The organism is Acidovorax sp. GW821-FHT10E04 (assembly GCF_059415185.1).
In genome coordinates, this window is sequence record NZ_JBWKMT010000003.1 from 562828 (window position 1) to 583226 (window position 20399).

Below are 20399 nucleotides of genomic sequence, written 5' to 3' on the forward strand. Positions count from 1 at the left end.
GGCGGTGTTCATCCTTTGCGGCCCAGCAGGCCATGCGGGCGCAGCAGCAGCACGGCGGCCATGGCGATGTAGATCATGAGCCGCGCCCCCTCGGGCCACACGGTGCTCATCACGCTCTGCACGATGCCGATCAGCAGGCCGCCGATCAGCGCCCCGGCAAAGCTGCCCATGCCCCCGACCACCACCACGATGAAGGCCACGCCCAGCGCCTCGATGCCCATGAAGGGCTCGGCCCCGCGCATGGGGGCGGCCAGCACGCCGGCAATCGCGGCGGTGGCCGCGCCCAGTGCGAACACCAGGCTGAAGATGCGGAACACGTTGATGCCGAGCAGCGAGACCATCTCGGTGGATTCGCTGCCCGCGCGCACCGCGCTGCCCAGGCGCGTGCCTTCGAGCACGTACCACAGGCCCACGGCCAGCACGGCGGTGAAGCCGATCACGAACAGCCGGTACTTGGGGTAGACGATGCCGCCCCACATGACCACGCCCTGCAGCAGGTCGGGCACCGGCACGCTGTCGCCGAGCGGGCCCCACTGCAGGATCACCAGCTCCTGGATGGCCAATGCCAGGCCCACGGTGACGAGGATGTGGAACTCGTGCGGCTTGGAATACACGTGGCGCAGCACCAGCTTTTCGGTGAGCCAGCCCAGGGCGCCCACGACCAGTGGCACCACGGCCAGCGCCAGCCAGAAGCTCAGGCCCCAGCGCGTCATCTGGAAGCAGAAGTAGGCGCCCAGCAGGTAGAACGCCCCGTGCGCGAAGTTCACGAAGCGCAGCAGGCCGAACACGATGGACAGGCCGACCGCCAGCAGGAAGTACAGCATGCCGATGCCGATCCCGTTGATGGCCTGTAGCAGGTAGATGTTCATGGGCGAGAGATGGAAGGAAAAATCCCAAGGCGCGCGGCTGCGGGCCGTGGAGGAGGGCGATGCGGCAGAGCTTGCGAGCGTCACCGCGGGTTTGCATTCAGCCGGATGGCCAGGCGGGAAGCCGCAGACAGTGCGTTAGCACGGCAAGGCTTCCCAGCGACGCCAGCCGGTTGAAGGCCAATACGTGTCAGGTGAGCTTGCAGCCGGTCTGGTCCAGGGGCAGGAAGGACTTGCCCGAGCTGACCACGTCCACGTAGTCGTCCTTGTTGGCCATCTTCGCCTTGGCCTTGCCCTTGAGCAGGTAGTAGTTCTTGAGCACCTGGTGGTCGCCCTTGCGGATCTCTTCGTCGCCCGTCAGGCCCTGGTACTTCATGCCTTCCATGGCGGCGATCACGGCCTTGGGCTCCACCGTGCCGGCCTTGATGATGCCGTCGATCATGAGCTTGGTGCAGATGTACGAGCCCGCCAGGCTGTAGTTGGGGTTGGACTTGAACTTGTCGTTGCTGCGCTTGACCAGGTCGAGGTTGAGCGGCGCATTGGCCGTGTGCCAGTACTGCGCGCCGAAGTAGATGCCTTCGCACAGGTCGGCGCCCAGCGACTCGAACTGCTCCAGCCCCGAGGCCCAGGCCACCAGGATGGTCATGTTCTTGTGCATGCCGAAGCTCACGGCCTGGCGCAGCGCGTCGGACGACTGCGAGCCGAAGTTGAGCAGCAGCAGCACGTCGGGCTTGGCGGCCATGGCGTTGGTCAGGTAGCCGCTGAACTCCTTTTCGGTCAGCGAGTGGTAGCTGTTGCCCACGTGCTCCAGGCCCTTTTCCTTGAAGATGTTCTTGGCGGCCGACAGCAGGCCGTCGCCGAACACGTACTGCGGCGTGATGGTGTACCAGCGCTTGGCCTTGGGCAGGGCCTCGGCCAGGGGGCGCACCGTCTGCTCGATGGCGCCGAAGGTGGGCACCGACCAGCGGAAGGTGGCGGCGTTGCAGTCCTTGCCCGTGATCTCGTCGGCGCCGGCGGTGGTGATGAAGATGCCGCCGGCCTTCTCGGCCTCCTTGCCCATGGCCAGCGATTCGGACGACAGGATGCCGCCCGCGAAAAAGCGCGTGCCCTGCTGCTGAGACGACTCCTGCACCTTGCGCACGGCCGTGGCTGGCTTGCCTTCCGTGTCCAGCACCGTGTAGGCCAGGGGGCGCTTGAGGACCGTGCCGTACTGCTCGATGGCCAGCTTCATGCCCAGGTCGGCGAACTTGCCGTTGGCCGCGAACGCGCCCGACATGGGCACCGGGCAGCCGAACTGGATGGCACCGCTGGACTGCGCCCAGGCGCTCTGGGCCAGGCCCAGCGATGCGGGCAGTGCGCCCAGGGCAGAGAGTTGCAAGAGGTGGCGACGGTGCATGGGGGGCTCCTGTGGAGGGGTTGAGGCCGGTTGGCCGATAGCGGGGCACGGCTTGTGCAAAGCACACTGCGTGCCACCGCCGCAGAGCGTCGTTGGCGCTCATTTCTGCTATTTATAGTGATAAATAGAATAAACACCGTGCGTGGAAACCCTGCATCCCTTCCGCTGCCCCCTTGCGGTGCATACACTGCACCATGAGCGGTACTTCGCCGCGCGGAGGCACCGCCGTGGCTGCCGGCCGACCAACGACAATTCCCTGAACATGGCAACCAAAACGTCCACACAGAAGCCGCTCAAAGCCCTCAAGCGCCCCGACCTGGTGGCGCAGGAGATCAAGCGCCTCATCACCGAGAAGAACCTGAGCCCGGGCGACCGCCTGCCGCGCGAGAGCGAGCTGCAGGCGCAGTTCGAGGTGAGCAAGGGCACCATCCGCGAGGCGCTCAAGTCGCTGGAGGTGCAGGGGCTGGTGACCATCTCCACCGGCCCCTCGGGCGGGGGCACCATCGCCGAGGTGCCGCTGGACCGCACCCTGCAGTTCATGCAGAACTACCTGTTCTTCCAGGAAGTGACCATCGACAACATCTACGCCGTGCGCCAGTTCCTGGAGCCCGAGCTGGCCGCCGGCGCCGTGCCGCACCTGACCGAGGCCGATTTCGAGGCGCTGGAGCACTCCATCGCCTGCTGCGACCCGGCGTCGAGCAGCGAGGACATGCTCAGCCAGCGGCGCGAGGACGTGAACTTCCACGACATCCTGGCCGCGGCCAACCCGAATCCGTTCCTGCGCTTCAATTGCGAGCTGATCAACGAGATGCTGCGCCAGCTCATCGTCTACGGCAACCGCACGCCCAAGGCCGAGCACCGGCGCTTTGGCGAAGTGAATGCCAATTTCCACCGCGAGATCGTGCGGGCCGCACGCGTGCGCGACGTGGAGACGGTGCGCACGCTGATGGCGCGCCACATGCAGGACGCGGCCAGCAGCGTCAAGCGCATGAAGGGGCGCATCCAGGGCCGGCTGATCCTCGATGCCGACACCCTGCGCAGTCCGCGCTCGGCCCATGTGCGGCCCAAGGCCACCAAGGGCGTGAAGTTGCCGAAGGCCGGGGAATAGGTGTCAGCGCGCGGGTTGCAGCACGATAAGCGCCATGCCCGCCAGCGCGACCAGCACGCCCGCCACGTCCCACGGCGTGGGCCGGATGCCGTCCACCACCCACAGCCACGCCAGGGCCACGCCGATGTAGACCCCGCCATAGGCCGCGTAAACGCGCCCCGCGCCTGCCGTGTCGTGCAAGGTGAGCAACCATGCGAACAGACCAAGGCTCAGTGCCGCGGGCAGCAGCAGCCACATGGGCTTGCCCTGCTTGAGCCACAGCCAGGGCAGGTAGCAGCCCACGATTTCAGCCAGGGCGGTGGCGATGAAAAGCAGCAGGGTCTTCATCATGTCCCGGGGCCGAGGAGGGGGATGGATGGGGGTGCGTTGGAGGTGGTGGCCAGCCACTGGCGCAACGCCAGCTCGCCCTTGGGCGTGAAATGCACCACGCGCGAGCCCTGTGCGCGGTGTGCCCAGCCGCCCTCGAAGAGCCGCTGCAGCAGCGCAGCCCCCAGCGCGCCGCCCAGGTGGTGGCGGCGTTCGCTCCAGTCCAGGCAAGGGCGGCACAGCATGCGCCGCTGCTGGGCCAGGGCGGGGGTGTCGATCCCGACCTGGGCAAACCATTGCGCGCCGGCGGGCGTTACCGCCGCACCCTGGGGCGTGGTCTGCAGCAGCCCCTGGCGCACCAGGGCTTCATAAAACTGCACGCCCACTTCGCCGGCCAGGTGGTCGTAGCACATGCGTGCGCGGCGCAAGGCAGGCTCGCGCGGGCTGGAGCGCAGGCGCACCGCGCCCGCGCGGAAGGCCACGTTCATCAGCGATTCCAGCAGGTGTGCCACATCGCGGTCGGCCAGCCGGAAGTAGCGGTGGCGGCCCTGGTGCTCGACGGTCAGCAGGCCTGCATCGAGCAGCTTGGCCAGGTGGGCACTGATGGTCTGCTTGGTGACGCCGGCAACTTCGGCCAGCTCGGTGGCCGTGAGCGCGCGGTCGGACATCAGCGCGGTGAGGACTTCGGCGCGACCGGCGTCGCCGATGAGCGCGGCAATGCGCGCAATGTGGGGGCCATCTTTCATGGTTCGATGTTGAGCGAACCATCACGGGCCGTCAAGCGCTTATCGTGAGGCCCTCACAACGCACAGGGCCACGCACCATGATCACCTGCTTCATCCGTTACGACATCGACCCCTTCCAGCGCGAGCTGTTCGCCGAATACGCACGCCGCTGGGGCCAGATCATCCCGCGCTGCGGCGGCCACCTGATCGGCTACTTCCTGCCGCACGAGGGCAGCAACTACGAGGCCTGGGGGCTCATAGGTTTCGAGTCGCTGGCCGCCTACGAGGCCTACCGCGCCCGCTTGCGCACCGACCCGGAGGGCCGCGCCAACTTCGCCATGGCGCAGGAAAAGCGCTTCATCCTGCGCGAGGAGCGCACGTTCACGCAGGGCGTGGAAGGCACGCTGGGCCTGCCCGCACGCCCGCTGGAGACCCGCGCATGATGGCCGTCATCTTCGAGGTGCAGCCCGCTCCGGGCCAGCAGGACGCTTATCTGGGCGCTGCCGCTGCGTTGCGGCCTTTGCTGGAGCAGATCGACGGGTTTGTCTCCATCGAACGGTTCGAGAGCCTCAGTGCTCCCGGCAAGCTGCTGTCGCTTTCGTTCTGGCGTGACGAGGAGGCAGTTGCGCAATGGCGCCAGATGGAAGCCCACCGCGCCACGCAGAAAGCCGGCCGCGAGCGGATCTTCGACAACTACCGCCTGCGCGTTGCCGCCGTGGTGCGCGACTACGGCATGCATGACCGTGACCAGGCTCCCGCAGATTCGCGGTCAGTGCACGGCTGATGGGCGCGCGGACTAGGCGGCGTAGCCAGTGAGCAGTGCGTGCTCCCAGTCCGGGCGCCCGTGTTGCCGGGCCAGCGCCGCCATGGCCGCGTGGTCGTAGGGCACGCAGATGTGTTCGCAATGCCAGCCGCCTGCGCGCTGTTCGATGAAGGCATAGCGTGCGTCGGGTGTCCCGGTCTGCACCGCGTGGGGCACGGGGTGGTCATCGCTGTAGGCCTGCAGTCCCACGCTGCCGGGGTTGACCAGCAGGCTTGCACCCTGCCGCACTGCGCGGGGCACGTGGGTGTGGCCGCATGTGATGACCGGTGAATGCTCGCCGCCCAGCCGGTCGGATATCTCTGCTGGGGTGGCCAGGCGCAGTGTGCTGCCGTCCAATGTTTCCAGCAGATATTCGTGGTCGCTGCGCGGCGAGCCGTGGCACAGGTAAATGTCGTCGCTGAAGCGATGCCAGGCCTTGAGCGTGCGCAGCCAGGTGAACTCCGCCTCGGTGAGCTGTGCGTGCGCGTACTGGTCCGAAGGGCCGCCGCGCCCGGGGCGCAGTTCCAGAACCTGGCGCTCGTGGTTGCCCGCCAGTGATAGCCAGCCCGACGCCATCAGCCACTGCGCCGTCTCGCGCGGCAGCAGCGGGCCGAGAACCTGTTCAAGGTGTTTTCGGGAATCGCATTGAAGTGCAATCGGGATGAGTGGATGCCTCGGATGCGCTGCATGGGCTCGTGCCCATGCAAGCAGCCGGGGCATTCAATCGCCCGATTTCACTCCAACCCTTCGGGCAAGTGCCTTGCCGGGCGGTCTGCGGCGTTGCGGCGCTTGTTGATAGCCAAGCTATCAACTGCGCACTGCGCCTAGCATCCCATCCCGGCAAGGTACTTGTGCGACCCCGAAAACACCTTGAACAGGTTCTTGGAGGTTGTCGCCCAGGTTCACCACCTGGTCAGCGCCCCGGCGGCGGATGTCGGCGGCCACCGCTTCCAGTGCGGCGAGGTTGCCATGGATGTCGGAGACGAGGGCCATGCGCATGGGGTGGTGGCTTTCAGCAGGGGGACACAGCGCCGCTCAGGCTGCCCTGGCACAGGTGCAGGCTGATGCGTGCCCGGTTGAACAAGAGATCGCACAGCCACGCATACACCAGCGCGATGTAAGCCAGCTGGGCCCAGCCCACATAGCTGCCGAACACGATGGTCTGCAGCCAGTTCTGGCCCCAGAGGTAGACAGCGCTGCTCGCCAGCGTTGCCACGAGGAGCGTGGCGGTGGCCGGCACCAGCGATGCCCCAACTGCGCCGTGGGGCCGCCGCCATGCGGCCAGGCCCAGCAGGGCGAACGCCAGGGCGTTGGCACCGCTGAAGATGCGCAATTCGCGCAGCAGCTTCTCGGCCGTATCCATGTAGGCGCTGCGGATCAGCGCATCGAGCTGGGCCTGCATCTGCTGCGCGGTGCCGATCTGCAACTCCAGCCGCTGCTGCCGCCGTTTGCGGCATTCGCAGGCCGGGATCCCCATCTCGGCCGCAATGGCGGCGACCCGGGCGGGCAGGCCGGCCGACAGCGCCTTGCGCGCGGCGTCGATCTCCTGTTCCTTGCCGCGCAAGAAGACCCGTGCTTGCGCGTTCAGGAAGCGTTCGTCCAGGGCCTGGAGCTTCTCGCCCGTCTTGTGCTCGATGTGCTGGCGGATGAGCTCGCGTGCACCGCGTTCAATCCAGGTGGGTTGCAGCAGCGACACCAGAAGCAACCCGCCGAAGGCCGCGCCGCCCAGCAGGGCGAGCAGAAGGACGAAAGATCGAAACAAGGCGCAGGTCTCCGGTTTTCAGTTCAGTGCGGGCCCTGCGCCGGCACATCCACGGTCCTGGGCCAGCCGGCCCAGTGCGGGCGCAGTCAGCCGGTAGCTGAGCCGTTCGGCCACACGCTGGGCACCGAGGCTTTCGTAGAACAGGATTCCCCCGACGTTCGACGCCTTCACAGGCCAGTCGATGCGGCGGCAGCCGTGGTCCAAGGCATATCGGGCGAGCCCGGACATGAGCGCCCGGCCAGTCCCCTGGCTTCTCTCGGCCGAACTCACGTACAGCTCTTTGAGCTGGCAATGCCTGCGCTGCTCCTCTGCAAATTCGACCAGCGAATACACCAGCGAGAACGCCGCCAGGCCCACCACAACGCCGTCGCTGCGCGAAGCCACCAGCAAACGCTGGGCGGAGCCGGGCGCCAGGAGGTTCTGGCGGAGGTGCTCCATCACCACCTGCCGAGAGGGCGTGGCGCCCTCGTTGTAGAAGGCGTGCAGCTCACACAGCAGGTTGGCCAGCGAGGCATGCTGGTATTCGGCGACCAGGGCGACCTGAAGTGCGCGTTCTGCGGGGCTGGCGTTCTGCATGGGCTCTTTCGTCTTGGAGATTTCGGCGGGACAACGTGCGCTTTCTGACACGGCGCCGTGCGGCCTTTTGCCATGACACTGCCGCAAAGATGGGGGGCGGAGCGCGAGCCCCGCACGGAGGGCCGCCACCGGCCATCCCATCCGCGGCGTGTCAAGCGGCCACTGGACCAGAGCCGGCGCCCTCCCTCCAGCGGGCCGCAAGCCAAGGCCCCTCATCGGGATTTCCGTGGGTCATCGCAGTTGTGGCGGTGTGTGGTGTGCGCTGTCCGCCCCGACCTTCACGGCAATCACTTCCATGCACACGCGGTAGCGTTGGCTGATGCCATAGCGCACGGGCCGGAAGCCACATTCGGCCAGCAGCGCGTACAGCCGGTCGCGGTCAAAGTTGTGATAGTGCTCGATTTCACCCCAGTAGGGGTTCGCGTTGTTCGCATCCAGCGCCTTCCAGACCAAGGAGCCCAGGTTGGGCAGGGAGATCAGCAGCACCCCCCCGGGTTGCAGCAGCCGGTGGGCGGCATGCAGACCCACCTTGGGAAACGGCATGTGCTCCAGCACATCCGCCATGCTGACCACACTGGCCGGCCGCGGCAGCTCGAACCCTGTGACGTCCTGGCAATGGGCCGCCACCCCCCATCTGCGCAGCTCTTCCACCGATTGCGGACGCAGGTCCAGGCCCACGGGATCGAAGCCGTACTCCTGCGCGGTGAACAGAAGCGATGCATTCCCAAACCCCACGTCCAGCCACGTGCCTCCCGTCTGGTAGGACAGCACCTTCTCGATCATCTGCGCAGACACATAGCGCTGCCGTTCCAGGTCATAGCCCACCACCTGGGATTCGTTGGTGCCACGGAAAACGACATTCAGCGCCGCTTCGGAGTAGTAGCCGCTGCGAAAAACATGCTGGCACGCCGTGCATTGGCTCCAATGCATGGTGCGGGAGAGTTCTTGGCTGTAGCGAGGGTGGTGGGAACAGTCCGCGCTGCGCAGCGGCCGAAAGGCCTTGCTCTCGCACAACGGGCACGCCTGGTAGTCGATCAACTCGCCGGCCATGGTGGCGGGGGTGCTGGCGGCGGGCCGGTAGGTCACCGGCGCGGCTGGGAAGGAGTATTTGATCATGCCTTCATTCTAGAAGGCGCCCGCCGTCTTCCCGGGGGCATCAAGACCGCCGCCGCCGCGGCGCTAGCGAGGGCCATGGGACTCGCCCGCGGCCCGTCTTGCGGATGCGCACAGCTTTCGAAGGGCAGCATGGGCCGCCCGGGACGGGCGGCTGCGCCACGCGGCGGCTACAGCGCGAAGATTTTTCCCGGATTCAGGATGTTCTTCGGGTCCAGCGCCCGCTTGATGGCGCGCATCATGTCCACCGCGCCAGCCCCGGTTTCATCGAGCAGGAAGCCCATCTTGTGCAGGCCCACGCCGTGCTCGCCCGTGCAGGTGCCGCCCATGCTCAGCGCGCGGGCCACCAGCTTGTGGTTCAGGTCTTCCGCGGTCACGCGCTCTTCGGGGATGTTGGGGTCGAGCAGGTAGCCAAAGTGGAAGTTGCCGTCGCCCACATGGCCCACCAGGAAGTAAGGGATGCCGCTGTCCTCGGCTTCCTGTACCGAGTCGAGCAGGCAGTCGGCCAGGCGGCTGATGGGCACGCAGGTGTCGGTGCTGATGGCGCGGCAGCCGGGGCGGCTTTGCACGGCGGCGAAGTAGGCGTTGTGCCGCGCGGTCCACAGGCGCGTGCGTTCCTCGGGCGTGCTGGCCCATTCAAAGGCATTGCCGCCAAACTCGCTGGCGATGTCCTGCACCGTCTCGGCCTGCTCCTTCACGCTCGATGGCGAACCGTGGAACTCCATCAGCAGCATGGGTTCTTCGCGCAGGGTGAGCTTGCTGTGCGCGTTGACCATGCGCACCGTGTGGTGGTCGATGAGTTCCACGCGCGCGATCGGCACGCCGAGCTGGATGGTCTGGATCACGGTGTGCACGGCGGCCTCGATGCTCGGGAACGAGCAGATCGCGGCGCTCACGGCCTCGGGCAGCGGGTACAGGCGCACGGTGATCTCGGTCATGATGCCCAGCGTGCCCTCGCTGCCCACCATCAGGCGCGTGAGGTCGTAGCCCGCGCTGCTCTTCTTGGCGCGCGTGCCGGTGTGGATGACTTCGCCGCTGGCCGTGACCACCTGCAGCGCCAGCACGTTCTCGCGCATGGTGCCGTAGCGCACGGCGTTGGTGCCGCTGGCGCGCGTGGCGCTCATGCCGCCAATGCTGGCATCGGCGCCGGGGTCGATGGGGAAGAACAGGCCCGTGTCCTTGATCGCATCGTTGAGCTGCTTGCGCGTGATGCCGGGCTGCACGGTCACGGTGAGGTCTTCGGCATTGATGCTCAACACCTGGTTCATGCGGCTCACGTCAATGCTGATGCCGCCCTGCACGGCCAGCAGGTGGCCTTCGAGCGAGGAGCCGGCGCCGTAGGGAATCACCGGCACCTCGTACTGGCTGGCCAGCTTCACGGCGTCGGCCACGTCCTGCGTGCTCTCGGCGAACACGACAGCGGAAGGTGGCGGCGCCTGGAAGGAACCTTCGTCCCGGCCATGCTGCTCGCGCACGGCCTGGGCCAGCGAGCACCGCGCACCAAAGCGGGTCTGCAGCGCTTCGATGAGGGCCTGGGGCACTTCGCGCAGGTTGATTTCGGGGAGAAGGTGGGCGGCGGCGGTGGGGGCGTTCATGGGTTGTCTCCAGGGTGGTCGAAAAGAATACCACCGGCCTTTGCGGGGCGCCATGGCAGTGGTCAGGCAGGTGCAAGCTGGCCCGGACCCCGCGGGTGCACAAGGCGCGCGGGCACTGCGCGGCGTGGTGCGGGTATTCACGGGCTTGTTCGCGGGTGTTCGCTTAAATACATTACGTTTGAAATGTATATTGTGAAAGCGCCATGAACCACCGTGTTTCCCCCAAGGCGGGGGTGCGCCGCACGCATGCCGAGCGCAGCGCCGCCACCCGCCAGCACCTGATCGCCACGGCCATCGATGTGATCCAGAACCGCAGCCTGGAGGAGATGTCCATCCATGAGCTGGCCAAGTCGGCGGGCATGACGTCGGGGGCGGTGCAGCACCACTTCACCTCCAAGGCGGTGCTGATGATGAACGTGCTCAGCGAGCTGATCGAGTCCAGCGTGCTGTCGGGCGCACTCTGGCCCGACAGCACGCTGGCGCCCCGCGAGAGGGCGACCCTTTTCGTGCAGGCCGTCTGGGGCCTGGTCTATGCGCAGCCGCGCTTCATCGTGGCCTGGAACATCTATCTGGGCTGCCGCAACCAGCCGGAAGTGCTGGGCCACATTGCCGAGCTGCGCCAGAGCGTGCAGGCGCGCATGCGCGACGGGTTCTTCAAGGCATTTCCCGAACTGGCCCACGAGGCCGACCGCGATGGCCTGCTGGGCCTGGTGCTGTCCTCGCTGCGCGGGCTGGGGATGCTGCAGCTTTTTGCACCTGCGCGGCAGGACACGCCGGATGCTGCGCAACAAGCCCAGCTGGCCTGCCTGGCCGACCTGATCGCCACCCGCTGTGAAGCCGCAGCCGCCAGTGCCGCGCCCGCCAAGGCGCGAGCGCCTCGCCGCTAGGCCCCGGGTGCCGCCGCACCGGCGCGCACCTGCGCACGTTTGCGGGTGCCCCGCCAGGCGCCCGTGCAACGCCATTCCACTGCCACCCCCCCAAAAAACCCAGGAGACAACACACCATGGCCCTTTCCTTCCCCCGCGCGCCCCGCATTCCGCTGCTGGGCGCCCTCGTGCTGCTGGCAGGCACCGCAGTGGCACAGCCAGGCGCGTACCCGGCCAAGCCCATCCAGCTCATTGCGCAGCAGCCGCCCGGCAGCGGCTCGGACGCGATGACCCGCGTGTGGGCCGATTGCGCCGCGCGTGAACTGGGCCAGGCGGTGGTGGTGCAGAACAAGCCGGGGGCCAACGGCGTGCTGGCAATCAACTACCTCAAGGGCCAGCCCGCCGACGGCTACAGCCTGCTGAGCATCGGCATGTCGCAGATGACGATCACGCCGTATGTGTACAAGCAGCCGCCGTACGACCCGCTGCGCGATTTCGATGGCGTGGCCGTGCTGGGCACGTCGCCGCTGGTGCTGGCCGTGCCTGCGGGGCAGGGCATCGCGAGCCTGGCCGATCTGCAAAAACTCGCGCGCGCCACGCCGGGTGGCGTCAACTTTGGGTCGCCGGGCAAGGGCAGCCCGGCGCACCTGCTGACTTCGGCGCTCATCGAGCGCCTTGGCGTGGCTGGCACCCATGTGCCCTTTGTGGGCGAAGGCGCGGGCCTCACCGCGCTGATGGGGCAGCAGATCCATGCGATGACCCTGGTCATCGGCACGGCCGCAGCCCAGGTCAAGGCGGGCAAGCTGGTGCCGCTGGCGCTGTTTGGCGCGCAGCGCTCGCCCCTGCTGCCGGAGGTGCCCACCATTGCCGAAGCGTTGCCCACCGCCGCCGACCTGGCGCGGCCCGCGTGGATTGCGGTGGTGGCCAAGGCGGGCACGCCGCCCGAACTGCTGAGCAAGCTCAACGCCGTCACCGAAAAGTGCCGGGGCGATGCGCAGTACAAATCGCGGCTGGAGGCCATGAACGTCACGCTCACTTCCTCGGTGCCGGGCGACGTGCGCGCCTGGGCCTCGCGCGATGCGGCCGTGTGGCGGCCCTTGATCGACAAGCTGGGCCTGGCCACGGAATGACAGTGGGCACAGCGGCACCCCAGGTCACGCTGCCCCACGGCGGCCAGCTGCGGGGTCTGTGGGACCACGGCGTGCGTGTGTTCCGTGGCGTGCCGTACGCCCAGGCACCACGTGGCGCGCTGCGCTTTGCGGCACCGGCGCCTGCGTTGCCGTGGTCCGGCCTGCGCGACGCCACCACCTTCGCGCCCATGGCGCCGCAACTGGCCCGCACGGCAAAAGCCGATGCACCCATGCTGGGTGGCCAGGACTGCCTGGCCGTGAATGTGTGGGCACCGCCCGCAGCGCCGGGTGCGGGCCTGCCGGTGTTGGTGTGGGTGCATGGTGGCGGCTTCTTTCGCGGCTCGGCGAGCGAACCGCTGTACGACGGCGCTTCGTTCGCCCGGCAGGGGCTGGTTTTTGTGTCGCTGCAGTACCGGCTGGGCATGGACGGGTTCATGCACTTCGAGGGTGAGGACGACGGTGCACCCGCCAACCGGGGTTTGCTGGACCAGATCGCTGCGCTGCAGTGGGTGCAGGACCATGTCCAGGCCTGGGGTGGCGACCCGACGCAGGTCACGGTGTTTGGCCAGTCGGCGGGCGCGGGTGCGCTGGCGTGCCTGCTGGGCATGCCAGCGTCGCGCGGCTTGTTCCAGAGGGTCATCCTGCAAAGCCCGAGCGTGGCCTGCCAAACGTTGGACGAAGCCGCCGCCGTGCGCCGCGCAGTGGCTGCGTTGGTGGGCGTGGCGCCGAGCCGCACCACGCTGGCCCTGGCCCCCATCGGTTCGGTGCTTCATGCCGTCCACAGGCTGGCAGCAGATCCGTCGCTTCGGGTTCGGCATGGCATCGGGGGCCGCAACTTCTTTCCGCTGCGGCCCGTGGTGGATGGGCGGGTGCTGGCTGCGCCGCCGCTGCAGGCGATGCGCCAGCAATGGAGGGCCCGACCACCGGACCTGCAGGTACTGGTGGGCAGCAATGTGGACGAGATGCGCCTTTACCACGTGCCGGGCGGCGCCATCGACCGCGTGAGCGAGGCGCAGGTGCTGGCGTTTGCGCAGGATGTGGGTTTGCCCACGGAGGCGGTTCGCGCCTGCCGGGCGCTGTTGCCGGCTGCCCAGCAGACACCGGGCGAGCTGCTGTCAGCCTTGCAGTCCGATTTCTACTACCGCGTGCCCGCACAGCGCATCGCGGCGCTGGCCAGCGAATGGGCCCAAAGCGCCCACCGCTATGAGTTTGCCTGGGCATCCCCCCAGTGGCGGGGGCGGCTGGGCGCGGCGCACGCGGTGGAGCTGCCGTTTGTCTTTGGCAACCTTCACACTGCCCAGGGGCAAGAGTTCACGGGGGCTGCGCCGCCTGCCGCTCTGGCGCAGGCCATGCACCAAAGCTGGGCGAGTTTTGCGCGCCGGGGCGACCCCGGCTGGGCGCGCCATGAGGGCACCATGCCCTGGCTGCAGCATTTCAACAGCGCATCGCGCTGCGAAATCCATAGCGAACCCACCAGATTCAATCCGTGGCGAGGCATTCTTTGAGCAAGGAGGGCGAAGTCCGCTGAGCCCCCGTAGGGCGCCATAGACTGGCGCGCCACACTGGTGCATCCATCTTGTATACCAGTTGGCACGGAACCTGCAATCAGCAGGCGGCAATGACCACCGCCACCGAGATCAGCAACCGCATCATCGAAGCCGTGATGGCGCAAAAGCTCGCCCCCGGCTCGCGCCTGGGCGAGCAGCAGCTGGCCATGCTGTTCGACTGCAGCCGCACCATCGTGCGCGAGGCGCTCACGCGGCTGTCCACGCGCGGCATCGTCACCGTGAGCGCGCGGCGTGGCTGGTATGTGATCGAACCCTCGGAAGACGAGGCGCGCGAGGCCTTCGAAGCGCGCCGCGTGATCGAACTGGGCCTGCTGCACCAGCTCAAGGCGGTGGACAAGGCGGCCGTGCGCCAGCTCAGGAGCCACCTGCAGCGCGAGAAGGCGGCGCTGGCGGGCAGCGACGTGGGCGCGCGCAGCTTCCTGCTGGGCGACTTCCATGTGTGCCTGGCCGAATGCCTGGGCAATTCACTGCTGGCCGACACGCTGCGCGACTTCACGGCGCGCACCACGCTGATCGCCATGCTCTACCAGTCGTCGCACGATGCCGCGCAGTCGTGCGCCGACCACGTGCGCATCGTCGAGGCGCTGGAGGCGGGCGACATCGCCCAGGCCGAGGCGCTCATGTCCGAGCACATCGGCTCGGTGCAATCCGCGCTGCGCCTGCAGGCCAGCACCGACCCGCTGGCCGGGCTGCGCGATGCGCTGGCCCCGGTGCGCAAGACCACTGCCGCCGCAGCGGACACCACCGCGCAGCCCCGGCAACGCAAGCCCCGCGCTGCGCCCAAGAGTTCCACCCCGAAAGCGTCCGACACGGACGCAGCACCCGCCGACGCATCCACCTACCTAGGAGCCCTGCTATGACCGCCTCCCGTGCCTTTGTTTCCTCGACCCGCCGCCTGACACTGGGCGTGCTTGCCGCCACGGGCCTGTCGGCCGCGCTGATGGCCCCTGCCGCCCACGCGCAGAACGCGCTGGACAACATCCTCAAGGCCAAGGAAATCAAGATCGCCATCCCCACCGACTATCCGCCCTACGGCTTTGTCGGCACGGATCTCAAGCCCCAGGGCCTGGATGTGGAAATGGCCAACTACATCGCCACCAAGCTGGGCGTGAAGGTCGAACTGATCCCCGTGACCAGCGCCAACCGCATCCCCTACCTGCAGACGCAGAAGGCCGACCTCGTCATCTCCACGCTGGGCAAGAACCCCGAGCGCGAGAAGGTGATCGACTTCACCGCCGCCTATGCGCCGTTCTTCCAGGCCGTGTTCGCGGGCAAGAGCCTGTCGATCAAGAGTTTTGCGGACCTGGCCGGCAAGTCGGTGGCCGTGACGCGCGGCGCCATGGAGGACCAGGAACTGGCCAAGGTCGCACCCGCCGGCGTGGACGTGAAGCGTTTTGAAGACCACGCGGCCAGCATCTCGGCCTTCGTGTCGGGCCAGACGCAGGCCATCGCCACCAGCGCGTCCACGGCCGGCACCATCATGATGAAGAACCCCAGCCTGCAGACCGAGTACAAGCTGCTGCTCAAGGACAGCCCCAACTTCATCGGCGTGGCCAAGGGCGAGGACAAGCTGCGCCTGCGCGTGAACGAGATCATCGCCGAGGCGAAGAAGTCGGGCGACATCGACAAGCTCTCCAGCAAGTGGCTGGGCCGTCCCGCCGGCGAACTGCCCCTGTGAACGCTCACCACTGACCATTTGCTGAACAGGCCTGGGGCGTGACAAGCGCCGCAGGGCAACCGCATGCTGATCGCGCTGGATTTCTCTGCCGTGCTGTCCTCCTGGCCGCTGCTGGTGCGCGGTGTGGTCTGGACCATCGGGCTCACGGTGGTGGGCACCGTGCTGGGCCTGTTGCTGGGCACGGCCTGTGCCTGGGCGCGCGCCCGCAACCTGGGGCCGCGTGCGCTGCCGCTGCGCTGGGCCGTGGCGGCCTATGTGGAGCTGGTGCGCAACACGCCCTTCATCGTGCAGCTGTTCTTCCTGTTCTTCGGCCTGCCGGCGCTCGGGCTCAAGCTCTCGCCCGAGGTGGCCTCCGTGCTGGCCATGGTGATCAACCTGGGCGCGTATTCGGCCGAGATCATCCGCGCCGGCATCGAGGCCACGCCGCGCGGGCAGATCGAAGCCGCGCAGAGCCTGGCCCTGACGCCCGGCCAGACCTTCCGCCGTGTGGTGCTGCCGCCGGCGCTGCTCAAGGTGTGGCCGGCCATGGTGAGCCAGATCATCATCGTGATGCTGGGCTCGGCCGTGTGCGGGCAGATCTCCACGCCGGAACTGAGCTACGCGGCCAACCTGATCTCCAGCAACACCTTCCGCGCGTTCGAGGCGTTCATCCTGGCGACGGCCGTGTACCTGGCGCTGTCGATGCTGACCCGCCGCCTGCTCATCTGGGTGGGTGCCCGATTCTTGGTGGGGAGATAAGCCATGGTGGAATTTTCTCTGTGGGACATCCTGCGCAACCTGCTGATGGCCGCGCGCTGGACCGTCAGTCTCTCGCTCATTGCCTTCATCGGCGGCGGGCTGGTGGGCCTGTTGCTGCTGGTGCTGCGCCTGTCCAAGGTGCGGGGTACCGAGCGCCTGATCGGTGCCTACGTGCAGGTGTTCCAGGGCACGCCGCTGCTCATGCAGCTGTTCCTGGCGTACTTCGGCATTGCGCTCTTTGGCATCAAGACCTCGCCGTGGACGGCCGCCGCCGTGGCACTCACGCTCTACACCAGCGCCTATCTCACGGAGATCTGGCGCGGCTGCGTGGCCTCCATCCCCAAGGGCCAGTGGGAGGCGGCGCAGAGCCTGGCACTGAACTTTGGCGAGCAGCTGCGCCATGTGGTGCTGCCGCAGGCACTGCGCATTGCGGTGCCGCCCACCGTGGGTTTTCTGGTGCAGGTGATCAAGGGCACGGCGCTGGCATCGGTGATCGGCTTTGTCGAGCTGACCAAGGCCGGCAGCATGATTTCCAACGCCACCTACCAGCCCTTCCTGGTCTACGCCTGCGTGGCCCTGCTGTACTTTGTTTTGTGCTTCCCGGTGAGCCTGGTGGCGCAGTCCCTTGAAAGGAAACTCCATGGCAACCGCAGTTGACACAACCCCGGCTCCCGCCCACGACGGCATCGTGGTGGGCGCGCCGCCCATCGTGGACATCACGGCCCTGCGCAAGTCCTACGGCACGAACGAGGTGCTCAAGGGCATCGACCTCAAGGTGCAAAAGGGCGAGGTGATCGCCATCATCGGCAAGAGCGGCTCGGGCAAGAGCACGCTGCTGCGCTGCGTGAACGGGCTGGAGGTCTTTCAGGAGGGTGCCCTCAGCGTCAACGGCAAGAAGCTCATGCACGACAGCCCCACGGCCATGCGTGAGCTGCGCCAGCAGGTGGGCATGATTTTTCAGAACTTCAACCTGTTCCCGCACCTTTCGGTGGGCCGCAACATCATGCTGGCCCCCACGCTGGTGAAGTCGCGCGACGCCGCCACGGCGGCCGCGCAGGCGCGCAAGCTCCTCGAGCGCGTGGGCCTGGCAGAAAAATTCGACGCCATGCCCGACCAGCTCTCGGGCGGGCAGCAGCAGCGCGTGGCCATTGCACGCGCCCTGGCCATGGAGCCACAGGTGCTGCTGTGCGACGAGATCACCTCGGCGCTCGACCCTGAATTGGTGGGCGAGGTGCTGCGCGTGGTGGAGTCGCTCGCGCTGGAAGGCATGACACTGATGATGGTCACGCACGAGATGGCATTCGCGCGCAAGGTCAGCGACCGCGTGATCTTCATGCACCAGGGCCGTGTGCACGAGACGGGCACGCCCGCCGAGCTGTTCGGCCATCCGCGCACGCCTGAACTGCAGCAATTCCTGTCCTCGCTGCACGACTGACGGCGGCCCTCGGCGCGCAGGCGCAAAAGCCCGCCCACGGTCTGGAACGCTCCAGGGCGGGCGGGCTCGCGGACGCCAATGGTCCGCTACACGCGGTGGTCACCCCGGGTTTGGCTCCGTGGCCAAGAGCCAGGGCATCCGGGATGGAGGATCAGGAAAGAAGGCCCTTCTCGAATTCGGTTGGAGACAGGGAGCCGCTCTGGTCGGCATCCAGCTCCTTGAAGCGCTGGCTGATGGCCGGCAGCTTGGTGGCTTCCTTCTCGCTCAGCTTGCCGTCCTTGTCGGTGTCGGCGCGATTGAAAGCGTTGGTGGCGGCCATGGAGGGGTTTCCGGTGCCAGGGCCGTAGGAGTATTTGGGGTCTCCCGGGGCTGCGGCCTTGCTGGCCGGCGCAGGCTGGGGCGAAGTGGAGGTGGACTGTGCCTGCAATGCGCCCACGCCACCCAGGGAGAGGGCGGCGAAGAGCATCACGCTGCGCGTATCGAACGAATAGGTGCGTCGTTGCAGTGCTTTCATGGAAGCTAGGCTCCTTCGAAGTTGAACAGGGTTTCATTGCACAGCAGCAGGCCGGCCAAGGCCAGCACTCTTGCCTGCTGTTGCCCGGGCCAACATTTCCCAGCGCGGTGTAACCGGCAGCGGCTGCCTTGTAGGGCAATGCGGAGGGGATGTACCCAAACGTAGGGCGCCACGGACGCCCGCCCGACGCCGCGGGCCGGTTGCCGGATGACTGGCAGGCCGGGGCATGTCCTACATCGGCGTTCCCGCCGGCCCAAAACAATGCACTTCAGCATCCCGCTGGATGGATGTTTTTTTGTTGTTTTATCCCAAGGAGCCTCTCATGCAAAAGCAAACCGTTGTGGCCGCCCTCGCCGCCCTGGCCTGCACCGCCGCCCTCGCGCAGGCGCCCGCCACCAACACCGCCCGCCCCCCTTCCGAGGTGAATCCCGCCGCTTCGGGCGGCCCCGCCGCCGCTAATGCGCAGAACAAGGCCGACAACCGTGCCAGCCAGAGCACGGCGGCGCCCGCCAACCCTGCCAAGGGCGATGGCCGTGGCGCCCCGGTGGCAGAAATCAACCCCAGCGCCTCCGGGGGCAAGGCCGCCGCCAAGGCGGAAACGCGGGTGAACGCCCGCCTCATGGACTCCAACGGCGACGGCATGGTGTCGCGCCAGGAGTGGGACACGTACCACGCCAATGCGTGGAACAACCTCAAGCCCTCGAACACGGGTGTCTCCACGGCGGACATCGACAAGCTCAACCGCTCGACGGCGACCCAGTGACCCTGGTGGCCGGCGGCAGCCGGTGGGCGGCAGCGCGATAGGGGCTGCCCGCCCGCCCCTTGCACCGGGTGCGTGTGCAAGGGGCTTTTTTTTGAATACCGGCCCGGCGGGCGCGGTGGCGGAAAATCGCGGGTGCAGATTCCCCGCGCGGCCCTGCGCCGCATCCCCCACCGACCAAGCAAGGCACCCATGGGCAACCGACTCACACAGATCGCCACGCGCACCGGCGACGCCGGCACCACCGGCCTGGGCAACAACGAACGCGTCTCCAAGGACAGCCTGCGCATCCATGCGCTCGGTGACGTGGATGAGCTCAACTCCCACATCGGCCTGCTGCTGTGCGAGCGCGTGCCGGAGGACGTGCGCGGCCTGCTCGTCGAGGTGCAGCACCAGCTGTTCAACCTGGGGGGCGAGCTGTCGATCCCGGGCTTCGAACTGCTCAAGCCGCAAGCGGTGCTGGCACTGGATGACGCCCTGGCCCACCACAACGCGGCGCTGCCGCGCCTGCAGGAATTCATCCTGCCCGCCGGCACCCGCGCCGCCGCGCAAGCCCATGTCTGCCGCACCGTGGCGCGCCGCGCCGAACGCGCCGTGGTCGCCCTGGGCAACGAAGAGGCGCTGAACGACGCGCCGCGCCAGTACCTCAACCGCCTCTCCGACCTGATGTTCGTCCTGGCCCGCGTGCTCAACCGCATGGATGGCGGGGATGACGTGTACTGGAAAAGCGAGCGCCTGGCGCAGCAGAATGCTACTGAATAGATAGCTTTTGGCGCTTACCCAGTAAGCGCTGGAGAGTAATTTTCTATAAATTCAACCCTGCCCGCTGCGGGTGGCGCTGCCCACCACGGCAGCCAAGCAAGGGCCGCCCCGCAGCGAGGGCTGCGTCCCCCTTCCCGAGTCGCGTTAGCGATTCGAGAGAAGGGGGAAGGCACGAAGTGCCTCAGGGGGATGCACCTTATCTCGGCGCCAGGATCGCCATGGTCAGCCGCGACACGCAGGTGAGTTCGCCCGCGTCGTTGACCATGTCGATGTGCCACACGTGCGTGGTGCGGCCCAGGTGGATGGGCCGGGCGGTGGCCGTCACCCAGCCGCTGGTGGCGGAGCGCAGGTGGTTGGCGTTGATGTCCAGGCCCACGGCGTTGTGGCCCTCGGGGCTGGCGTAGTAGGCGCCCACCGAGCCCAGCGATTCGGCCAGCACCACGCTCACGCCGCCGTGCAGCAGCCCGAAGGGCTGTTTGGTGCGCTGGTCCACCGGCACGCGGCCGCGCAGGAAGTCGTCACCCAGTTCGATGATCTCGATGCCCAGGTGCGAGGCAGCGGTGTTGTGGTGGTCGGCGTTGAGTCGAGCCAGGTCGACGGGCTTTTTCCAGATGGGCATGGTGGCTTCGGTCGGACAGAGGGATGAATCTTTTCGGACCGGCCATTGTGCCCATCTTGCTCTCATGGGCGCAGACCCGG

At 67.4% G+C, this 20399-nt stretch carries 25 protein-coding genes; 13 read left to right on the plus strand and 12 right to left on the minus strand.

Annotated elements, in window-relative coordinates:
* Positions 1–8 precede the first annotated feature (8 nt).
* On the minus strand, positions 9–869 hold the full coding sequence (locus AC07OC_RS11930; RefSeq protein WP_218296466.1) for a branched-chain amino acid ABC transporter permease: 861 nt from the start codon (positions 867–869) through the stop codon (positions 9–11).
* Positions 870–1056: 187 nt separating this feature from the next.
* A complete protein-coding gene (locus AC07OC_RS11935) occupies positions 1057–2262 on the minus strand; it encodes an ABC transporter substrate-binding protein (protein ID WP_218296467.1) in 1206 nt (401 codons plus the stop codon).
* Positions 2263–2524: 262 nt separating this feature from the next.
* On the opposite strand from AC07OC_RS11935, the gene AC07OC_RS11940 reads away from it, so the two are divergent.
* Positions 2525–3370 carry a FadR/GntR family transcriptional regulator gene (locus AC07OC_RS11940; protein ID WP_218296468.1) on the plus strand — a complete coding sequence of 282 codons (846 nt, stop codon included), beginning with the start codon at positions 2525–2527 and terminating at the stop codon, positions 3368–3370.
* A gap of 3 nt (positions 3371–3373) precedes the next feature.
* Here AC07OC_RS11940 and AC07OC_RS11945 read toward each other — a convergent pair whose 3' ends face one another.
* Together AC07OC_RS11945 and AC07OC_RS11950 are read right to left on the minus strand one after the other, a co-directional pair.
* Positions 3374–3697 carry a YnfA family protein gene (locus AC07OC_RS11945; protein WP_218296719.1) on the minus strand — a complete coding sequence of 108 codons (324 nt, stop codon included), beginning with the start codon at positions 3695–3697 and terminating at the stop codon, positions 3374–3376.
* On the minus strand, positions 3697–4422 hold the full coding sequence (locus tag AC07OC_RS11950; protein WP_218296469.1) for an ArsR/SmtB family transcription factor: 726 nt from the start codon (positions 4420–4422) through the stop codon (positions 3697–3699). The genes AC07OC_RS11945 and AC07OC_RS11950 overlap by 1 nt, the downstream gene beginning before the upstream one ends.
* Before the next feature lie 77 nt (positions 4423–4499).
* Between AC07OC_RS11950 and AC07OC_RS11955 the strand changes: the two genes are divergently transcribed.
* Together AC07OC_RS11955 and AC07OC_RS11960 are read left to right on the plus strand one after the other, a co-directional pair.
* Entirely contained in the window at positions 4500–4844 is a 345-nt protein-coding gene (locus AC07OC_RS11955; RefSeq protein ID WP_218339246.1) for an NIPSNAP family protein, read from the plus strand.
* Positions 4841–5185, plus strand: a complete 345-nt coding sequence (locus tag AC07OC_RS11960; RefSeq protein WP_218339245.1) for an antibiotic biosynthesis monooxygenase family protein — start codon at positions 4841–4843, stop codon at positions 5183–5185. Before AC07OC_RS11955 ends, AC07OC_RS11960 begins: the two co-directional genes overlap by 4 nt.
* Positions 5186–5197: 12 nt before the next feature.
* Here the strand turns inward: AC07OC_RS11960 and AC07OC_RS11965 are convergent, their stop codons facing one another.
* The 6 genes from AC07OC_RS11965 to AC07OC_RS11990 all read right to left on the minus strand — a co-directional run bounded on the left by AC07OC_RS11965 (position 5198) and on the right by AC07OC_RS11990 (position 10249).
* Complete coding sequence (locus AC07OC_RS11965) at positions 5198–5779, minus strand: metallophosphoesterase family protein (protein ID WP_255590939.1); 582 nt, start codon at positions 5777–5779, stop codon at positions 5198–5200.
* 231 nt (positions 5780–6010) lie between these two features.
* Positions 6011–6202 carry a metallophosphoesterase family protein gene (locus AC07OC_RS11970; RefSeq protein ID WP_370627744.1) on the minus strand — a complete coding sequence of 64 codons (192 nt, stop codon included), beginning with the start codon at positions 6200–6202 and terminating at the stop codon, positions 6011–6013.
* A 13-nt stretch (positions 6203–6215) separates the two neighbouring features.
* Entirely contained in the window at positions 6216–6965 is a 750-nt protein-coding gene (locus AC07OC_RS11975; RefSeq protein WP_218339244.1) for a hypothetical protein, read from the minus strand.
* 18 nt (positions 6966–6983) lie between these two features.
* On the minus strand, positions 6984–7541 hold the full coding sequence (locus tag AC07OC_RS11980) for a GNAT family N-acetyltransferase (RefSeq protein ID WP_218339243.1): 558 nt from the start codon (positions 7539–7541) through the stop codon (positions 6984–6986).
* 231 nt (positions 7542–7772) lie between these two features.
* A complete protein-coding gene (locus AC07OC_RS11985) occupies positions 7773–8657 on the minus strand; it encodes a class I SAM-dependent methyltransferase (RefSeq protein ID WP_255590937.1) in 885 nt (294 codons plus the stop codon).
* Positions 8658–8824: 167 nt separating this feature from the next.
* Positions 8825–10249 (minus strand): FAD-binding oxidoreductase, encoded by a 1425-nt coding sequence (locus AC07OC_RS11990; RefSeq protein ID WP_218339242.1) that lies wholly within the window; start codon positions 10247–10249, stop codon positions 8825–8827.
* A gap of 203 nt (positions 10250–10452) precedes the next feature.
* Here AC07OC_RS11990 and AC07OC_RS11995 point away from each other — a divergent pair, with 203 nt between their 5' ends.
* From AC07OC_RS11995 to AC07OC_RS12030, 8 genes are all read left to right on the plus strand, one after another.
* Entirely contained in the window at positions 10453–11136 is a 684-nt protein-coding gene (locus tag AC07OC_RS11995) for a TetR/AcrR family transcriptional regulator (RefSeq protein WP_218296475.1), read from the plus strand.
* Between the two features lie 116 nt (positions 11137–11252).
* Positions 11253–12245 carry a Bug family tripartite tricarboxylate transporter substrate binding protein gene (locus AC07OC_RS12000; RefSeq protein ID WP_218339241.1) on the plus strand — a complete coding sequence of 331 codons (993 nt, stop codon included), beginning with the start codon at positions 11253–11255 and terminating at the stop codon, positions 12243–12245.
* Positions 12242–13750 carry a carboxylesterase/lipase family protein gene (locus tag AC07OC_RS12005; RefSeq protein WP_218339240.1) on the plus strand — a complete coding sequence of 503 codons (1509 nt, stop codon included), beginning with the start codon at positions 12242–12244 and terminating at the stop codon, positions 13748–13750. Before AC07OC_RS12000 ends, AC07OC_RS12005 begins: the two co-directional genes overlap by 4 nt.
* A gap of 113 nt (positions 13751–13863) precedes the next feature.
* Positions 13864–14673: a GntR family transcriptional regulator gene (locus tag AC07OC_RS12010; protein ID WP_218339239.1), complete on the plus strand. Its 810-nt coding sequence runs from the start codon at positions 13864–13866 to the stop codon at positions 14671–14673.
* On the plus strand, positions 14670–15491 hold the full coding sequence (locus tag AC07OC_RS12015; protein ID WP_218339238.1) for a transporter substrate-binding domain-containing protein: 822 nt from the start codon (positions 14670–14672) through the stop codon (positions 15489–15491). Before AC07OC_RS12010 ends, AC07OC_RS12015 begins: the two co-directional genes overlap by 4 nt.
* 63 nt (positions 15492–15554) lie before the next feature.
* The gene (locus AC07OC_RS12020) at positions 15555–16229 is read left to right on the plus strand and encodes an amino acid ABC transporter permease (protein WP_218296480.1); all 675 of its coding nucleotides are present in this window, start codon (positions 15555–15557) and stop codon (positions 16227–16229) included.
* Positions 16230–16232: 3 nt separating this feature from the next.
* Positions 16233–16886, plus strand: a complete 654-nt coding sequence (locus AC07OC_RS12025) for an amino acid ABC transporter permease (RefSeq protein ID WP_057227970.1) — start codon at positions 16233–16235, stop codon at positions 16884–16886.
* Positions 16870–17664, plus strand: a complete 795-nt coding sequence (locus AC07OC_RS12030; protein WP_255590935.1) for an amino acid ABC transporter ATP-binding protein — start codon at positions 16870–16872, stop codon at positions 17662–17664. The genes AC07OC_RS12025 and AC07OC_RS12030 overlap by 17 nt, the downstream gene beginning before the upstream one ends.
* Before the next feature lie 151 nt (positions 17665–17815).
* On the opposite strand, the gene AC07OC_RS12035 is transcribed toward AC07OC_RS12030, so the two are convergent.
* Positions 17816–18178: a PLC family EF-hand domain-containing protein gene (locus AC07OC_RS12035; protein ID WP_218339237.1), complete on the minus strand. Its 363-nt coding sequence runs from the start codon at positions 18176–18178 to the stop codon at positions 17816–17818.
* A 322-nt stretch (positions 18179–18500) separates the two neighbouring features.
* Here AC07OC_RS12035 and AC07OC_RS12040 point away from each other — a divergent pair, with 322 nt between their 5' ends.
* Together AC07OC_RS12040 and AC07OC_RS12045 are read left to right on the plus strand one after the other, a co-directional pair.
* Entirely contained in the window at positions 18501–18941 is a 441-nt protein-coding gene (locus AC07OC_RS12040) for a hypothetical protein (RefSeq protein WP_218339236.1), read from the plus strand.
* Between the two features lie 189 nt (positions 18942–19130).
* Positions 19131–19700, plus strand: a complete 570-nt coding sequence (locus AC07OC_RS12045; protein ID WP_218296483.1) for a cob(I)yrinic acid a,c-diamide adenosyltransferase — start codon at positions 19131–19133, stop codon at positions 19698–19700.
* A gap of 196 nt (positions 19701–19896) precedes the next feature.
* Here the strand turns inward: AC07OC_RS12045 and AC07OC_RS12050 are convergent, their stop codons facing one another.
* Positions 19897–20319: a hotdog fold thioesterase gene (locus AC07OC_RS12050; protein WP_218296484.1), complete on the minus strand. Its 423-nt coding sequence runs from the start codon at positions 20317–20319 to the stop codon at positions 19897–19899.
* Positions 20320–20399 lie beyond the last annotated feature (80 nt).

Excerpts from the sequence above, each read along its gene's own strand:
- AC07OC_RS12020 (WP_218296480.1), top strand. The coding sequence starts at position 15,555 with ATGCTGATCGCGCTGGATTTCTCTGCCGTGCTGTCCTCCTGGCCGCTG.
- AC07OC_RS11950 (WP_218296469.1), bottom strand. The coding sequence starts at position 4,422 with ATGAAAGATGGCCCCCACATTGCGCGCATTGCCGCGCTCATCGGCGAC.
- AC07OC_RS11930 (WP_218296466.1), bottom strand. The coding sequence starts at position 869 with ATGAACATCTACCTGCTACAGGCCATCAACGGGATCGGCATCGGCATG.
- AC07OC_RS11970 (WP_370627744.1), bottom strand. The coding sequence starts at position 6,202 with ATGCGCATGGCCCTCGTCTCCGACATCCATGGCAACCTCGCCGCACTG.
- AC07OC_RS12045 (WP_218296483.1), top strand. The coding sequence starts at position 19,131 with ATGGGCAACCGACTCACACAGATCGCCACGCGCACCGGCGACGCCGGC.
- AC07OC_RS11945 (WP_218296719.1), bottom strand. The coding sequence starts at position 3,697 with ATGAAGACCCTGCTGCTTTTCATCGCCACCGCCCTGGCTGAAATCGTG.
- AC07OC_RS11985 (WP_255590937.1), bottom strand. The coding sequence starts at position 8,657 with ATGATCAAATACTCCTTCCCAGCCGCGCCGGTGACCTACCGGCCCGCC.
- AC07OC_RS11955 (WP_218339246.1), top strand. The coding sequence starts at position 4,500 with ATGATCACCTGCTTCATCCGTTACGACATCGACCCCTTCCAGCGCGAG.
- AC07OC_RS12015 (WP_218339238.1), top strand. The coding sequence starts at position 14,670 with ATGACCGCCTCCCGTGCCTTTGTTTCCTCGACCCGCCGCCTGACACTG.
- AC07OC_RS12025 (WP_057227970.1), top strand. The coding sequence starts at position 16,233 with ATGGTGGAATTTTCTCTGTGGGACATCCTGCGCAACCTGCTGATGGCC.
- AC07OC_RS12035 (WP_218339237.1), bottom strand. The coding sequence starts at position 18,178 with ATGAAAGCACTGCAACGACGCACCTATTCGTTCGATACGCGCAGCGTG.
- AC07OC_RS12030 (WP_255590935.1), top strand. The coding sequence starts at position 16,870 with ATGGCAACCGCAGTTGACACAACCCCGGCTCCCGCCCACGACGGCATC.
- AC07OC_RS11980 (WP_218339243.1), bottom strand. The coding sequence starts at position 7,541 with ATGCAGAACGCCAGCCCCGCAGAACGCGCACTTCAGGTCGCCCTGGTC.
- AC07OC_RS12005 (WP_218339240.1), top strand. The coding sequence starts at position 12,242 with ATGACAGTGGGCACAGCGGCACCCCAGGTCACGCTGCCCCACGGCGGC.
- AC07OC_RS11965 (WP_255590939.1), bottom strand. The coding sequence starts at position 5,779 with ATGGCGTCGGGCTGGCTATCACTGGCGGGCAACCACGAGCGCCAGGTT.
- AC07OC_RS12000 (WP_218339241.1), top strand. The coding sequence starts at position 11,253 with ATGGCCCTTTCCTTCCCCCGCGCGCCCCGCATTCCGCTGCTGGGCGCC.
- AC07OC_RS11935 (WP_218296467.1), bottom strand. The coding sequence starts at position 2,262 with ATGCACCGTCGCCACCTCTTGCAACTCTCTGCCCTGGGCGCACTGCCC.
- AC07OC_RS11940 (WP_218296468.1), top strand. The coding sequence starts at position 2,525 with ATGGCAACCAAAACGTCCACACAGAAGCCGCTCAAAGCCCTCAAGCGC.
- AC07OC_RS12040 (WP_218339236.1), top strand. The coding sequence starts at position 18,501 with ATGCAAAAGCAAACCGTTGTGGCCGCCCTCGCCGCCCTGGCCTGCACC.
- AC07OC_RS12050 (WP_218296484.1), bottom strand. The coding sequence starts at position 20,319 with ATGCCCATCTGGAAAAAGCCCGTCGACCTGGCTCGACTCAACGCCGAC.
- AC07OC_RS12010 (WP_218339239.1), top strand. The coding sequence starts at position 13,864 with ATGACCACCGCCACCGAGATCAGCAACCGCATCATCGAAGCCGTGATG.
- AC07OC_RS11990 (WP_218339242.1), bottom strand. The coding sequence starts at position 10,249 with ATGAACGCCCCCACCGCCGCCGCCCACCTTCTCCCCGAAATCAACCTG.
- AC07OC_RS11995 (WP_218296475.1), top strand. The coding sequence starts at position 10,453 with ATGAACCACCGTGTTTCCCCCAAGGCGGGGGTGCGCCGCACGCATGCC.
- AC07OC_RS11960 (WP_218339245.1), top strand. The coding sequence starts at position 4,841 with ATGATGGCCGTCATCTTCGAGGTGCAGCCCGCTCCGGGCCAGCAGGAC.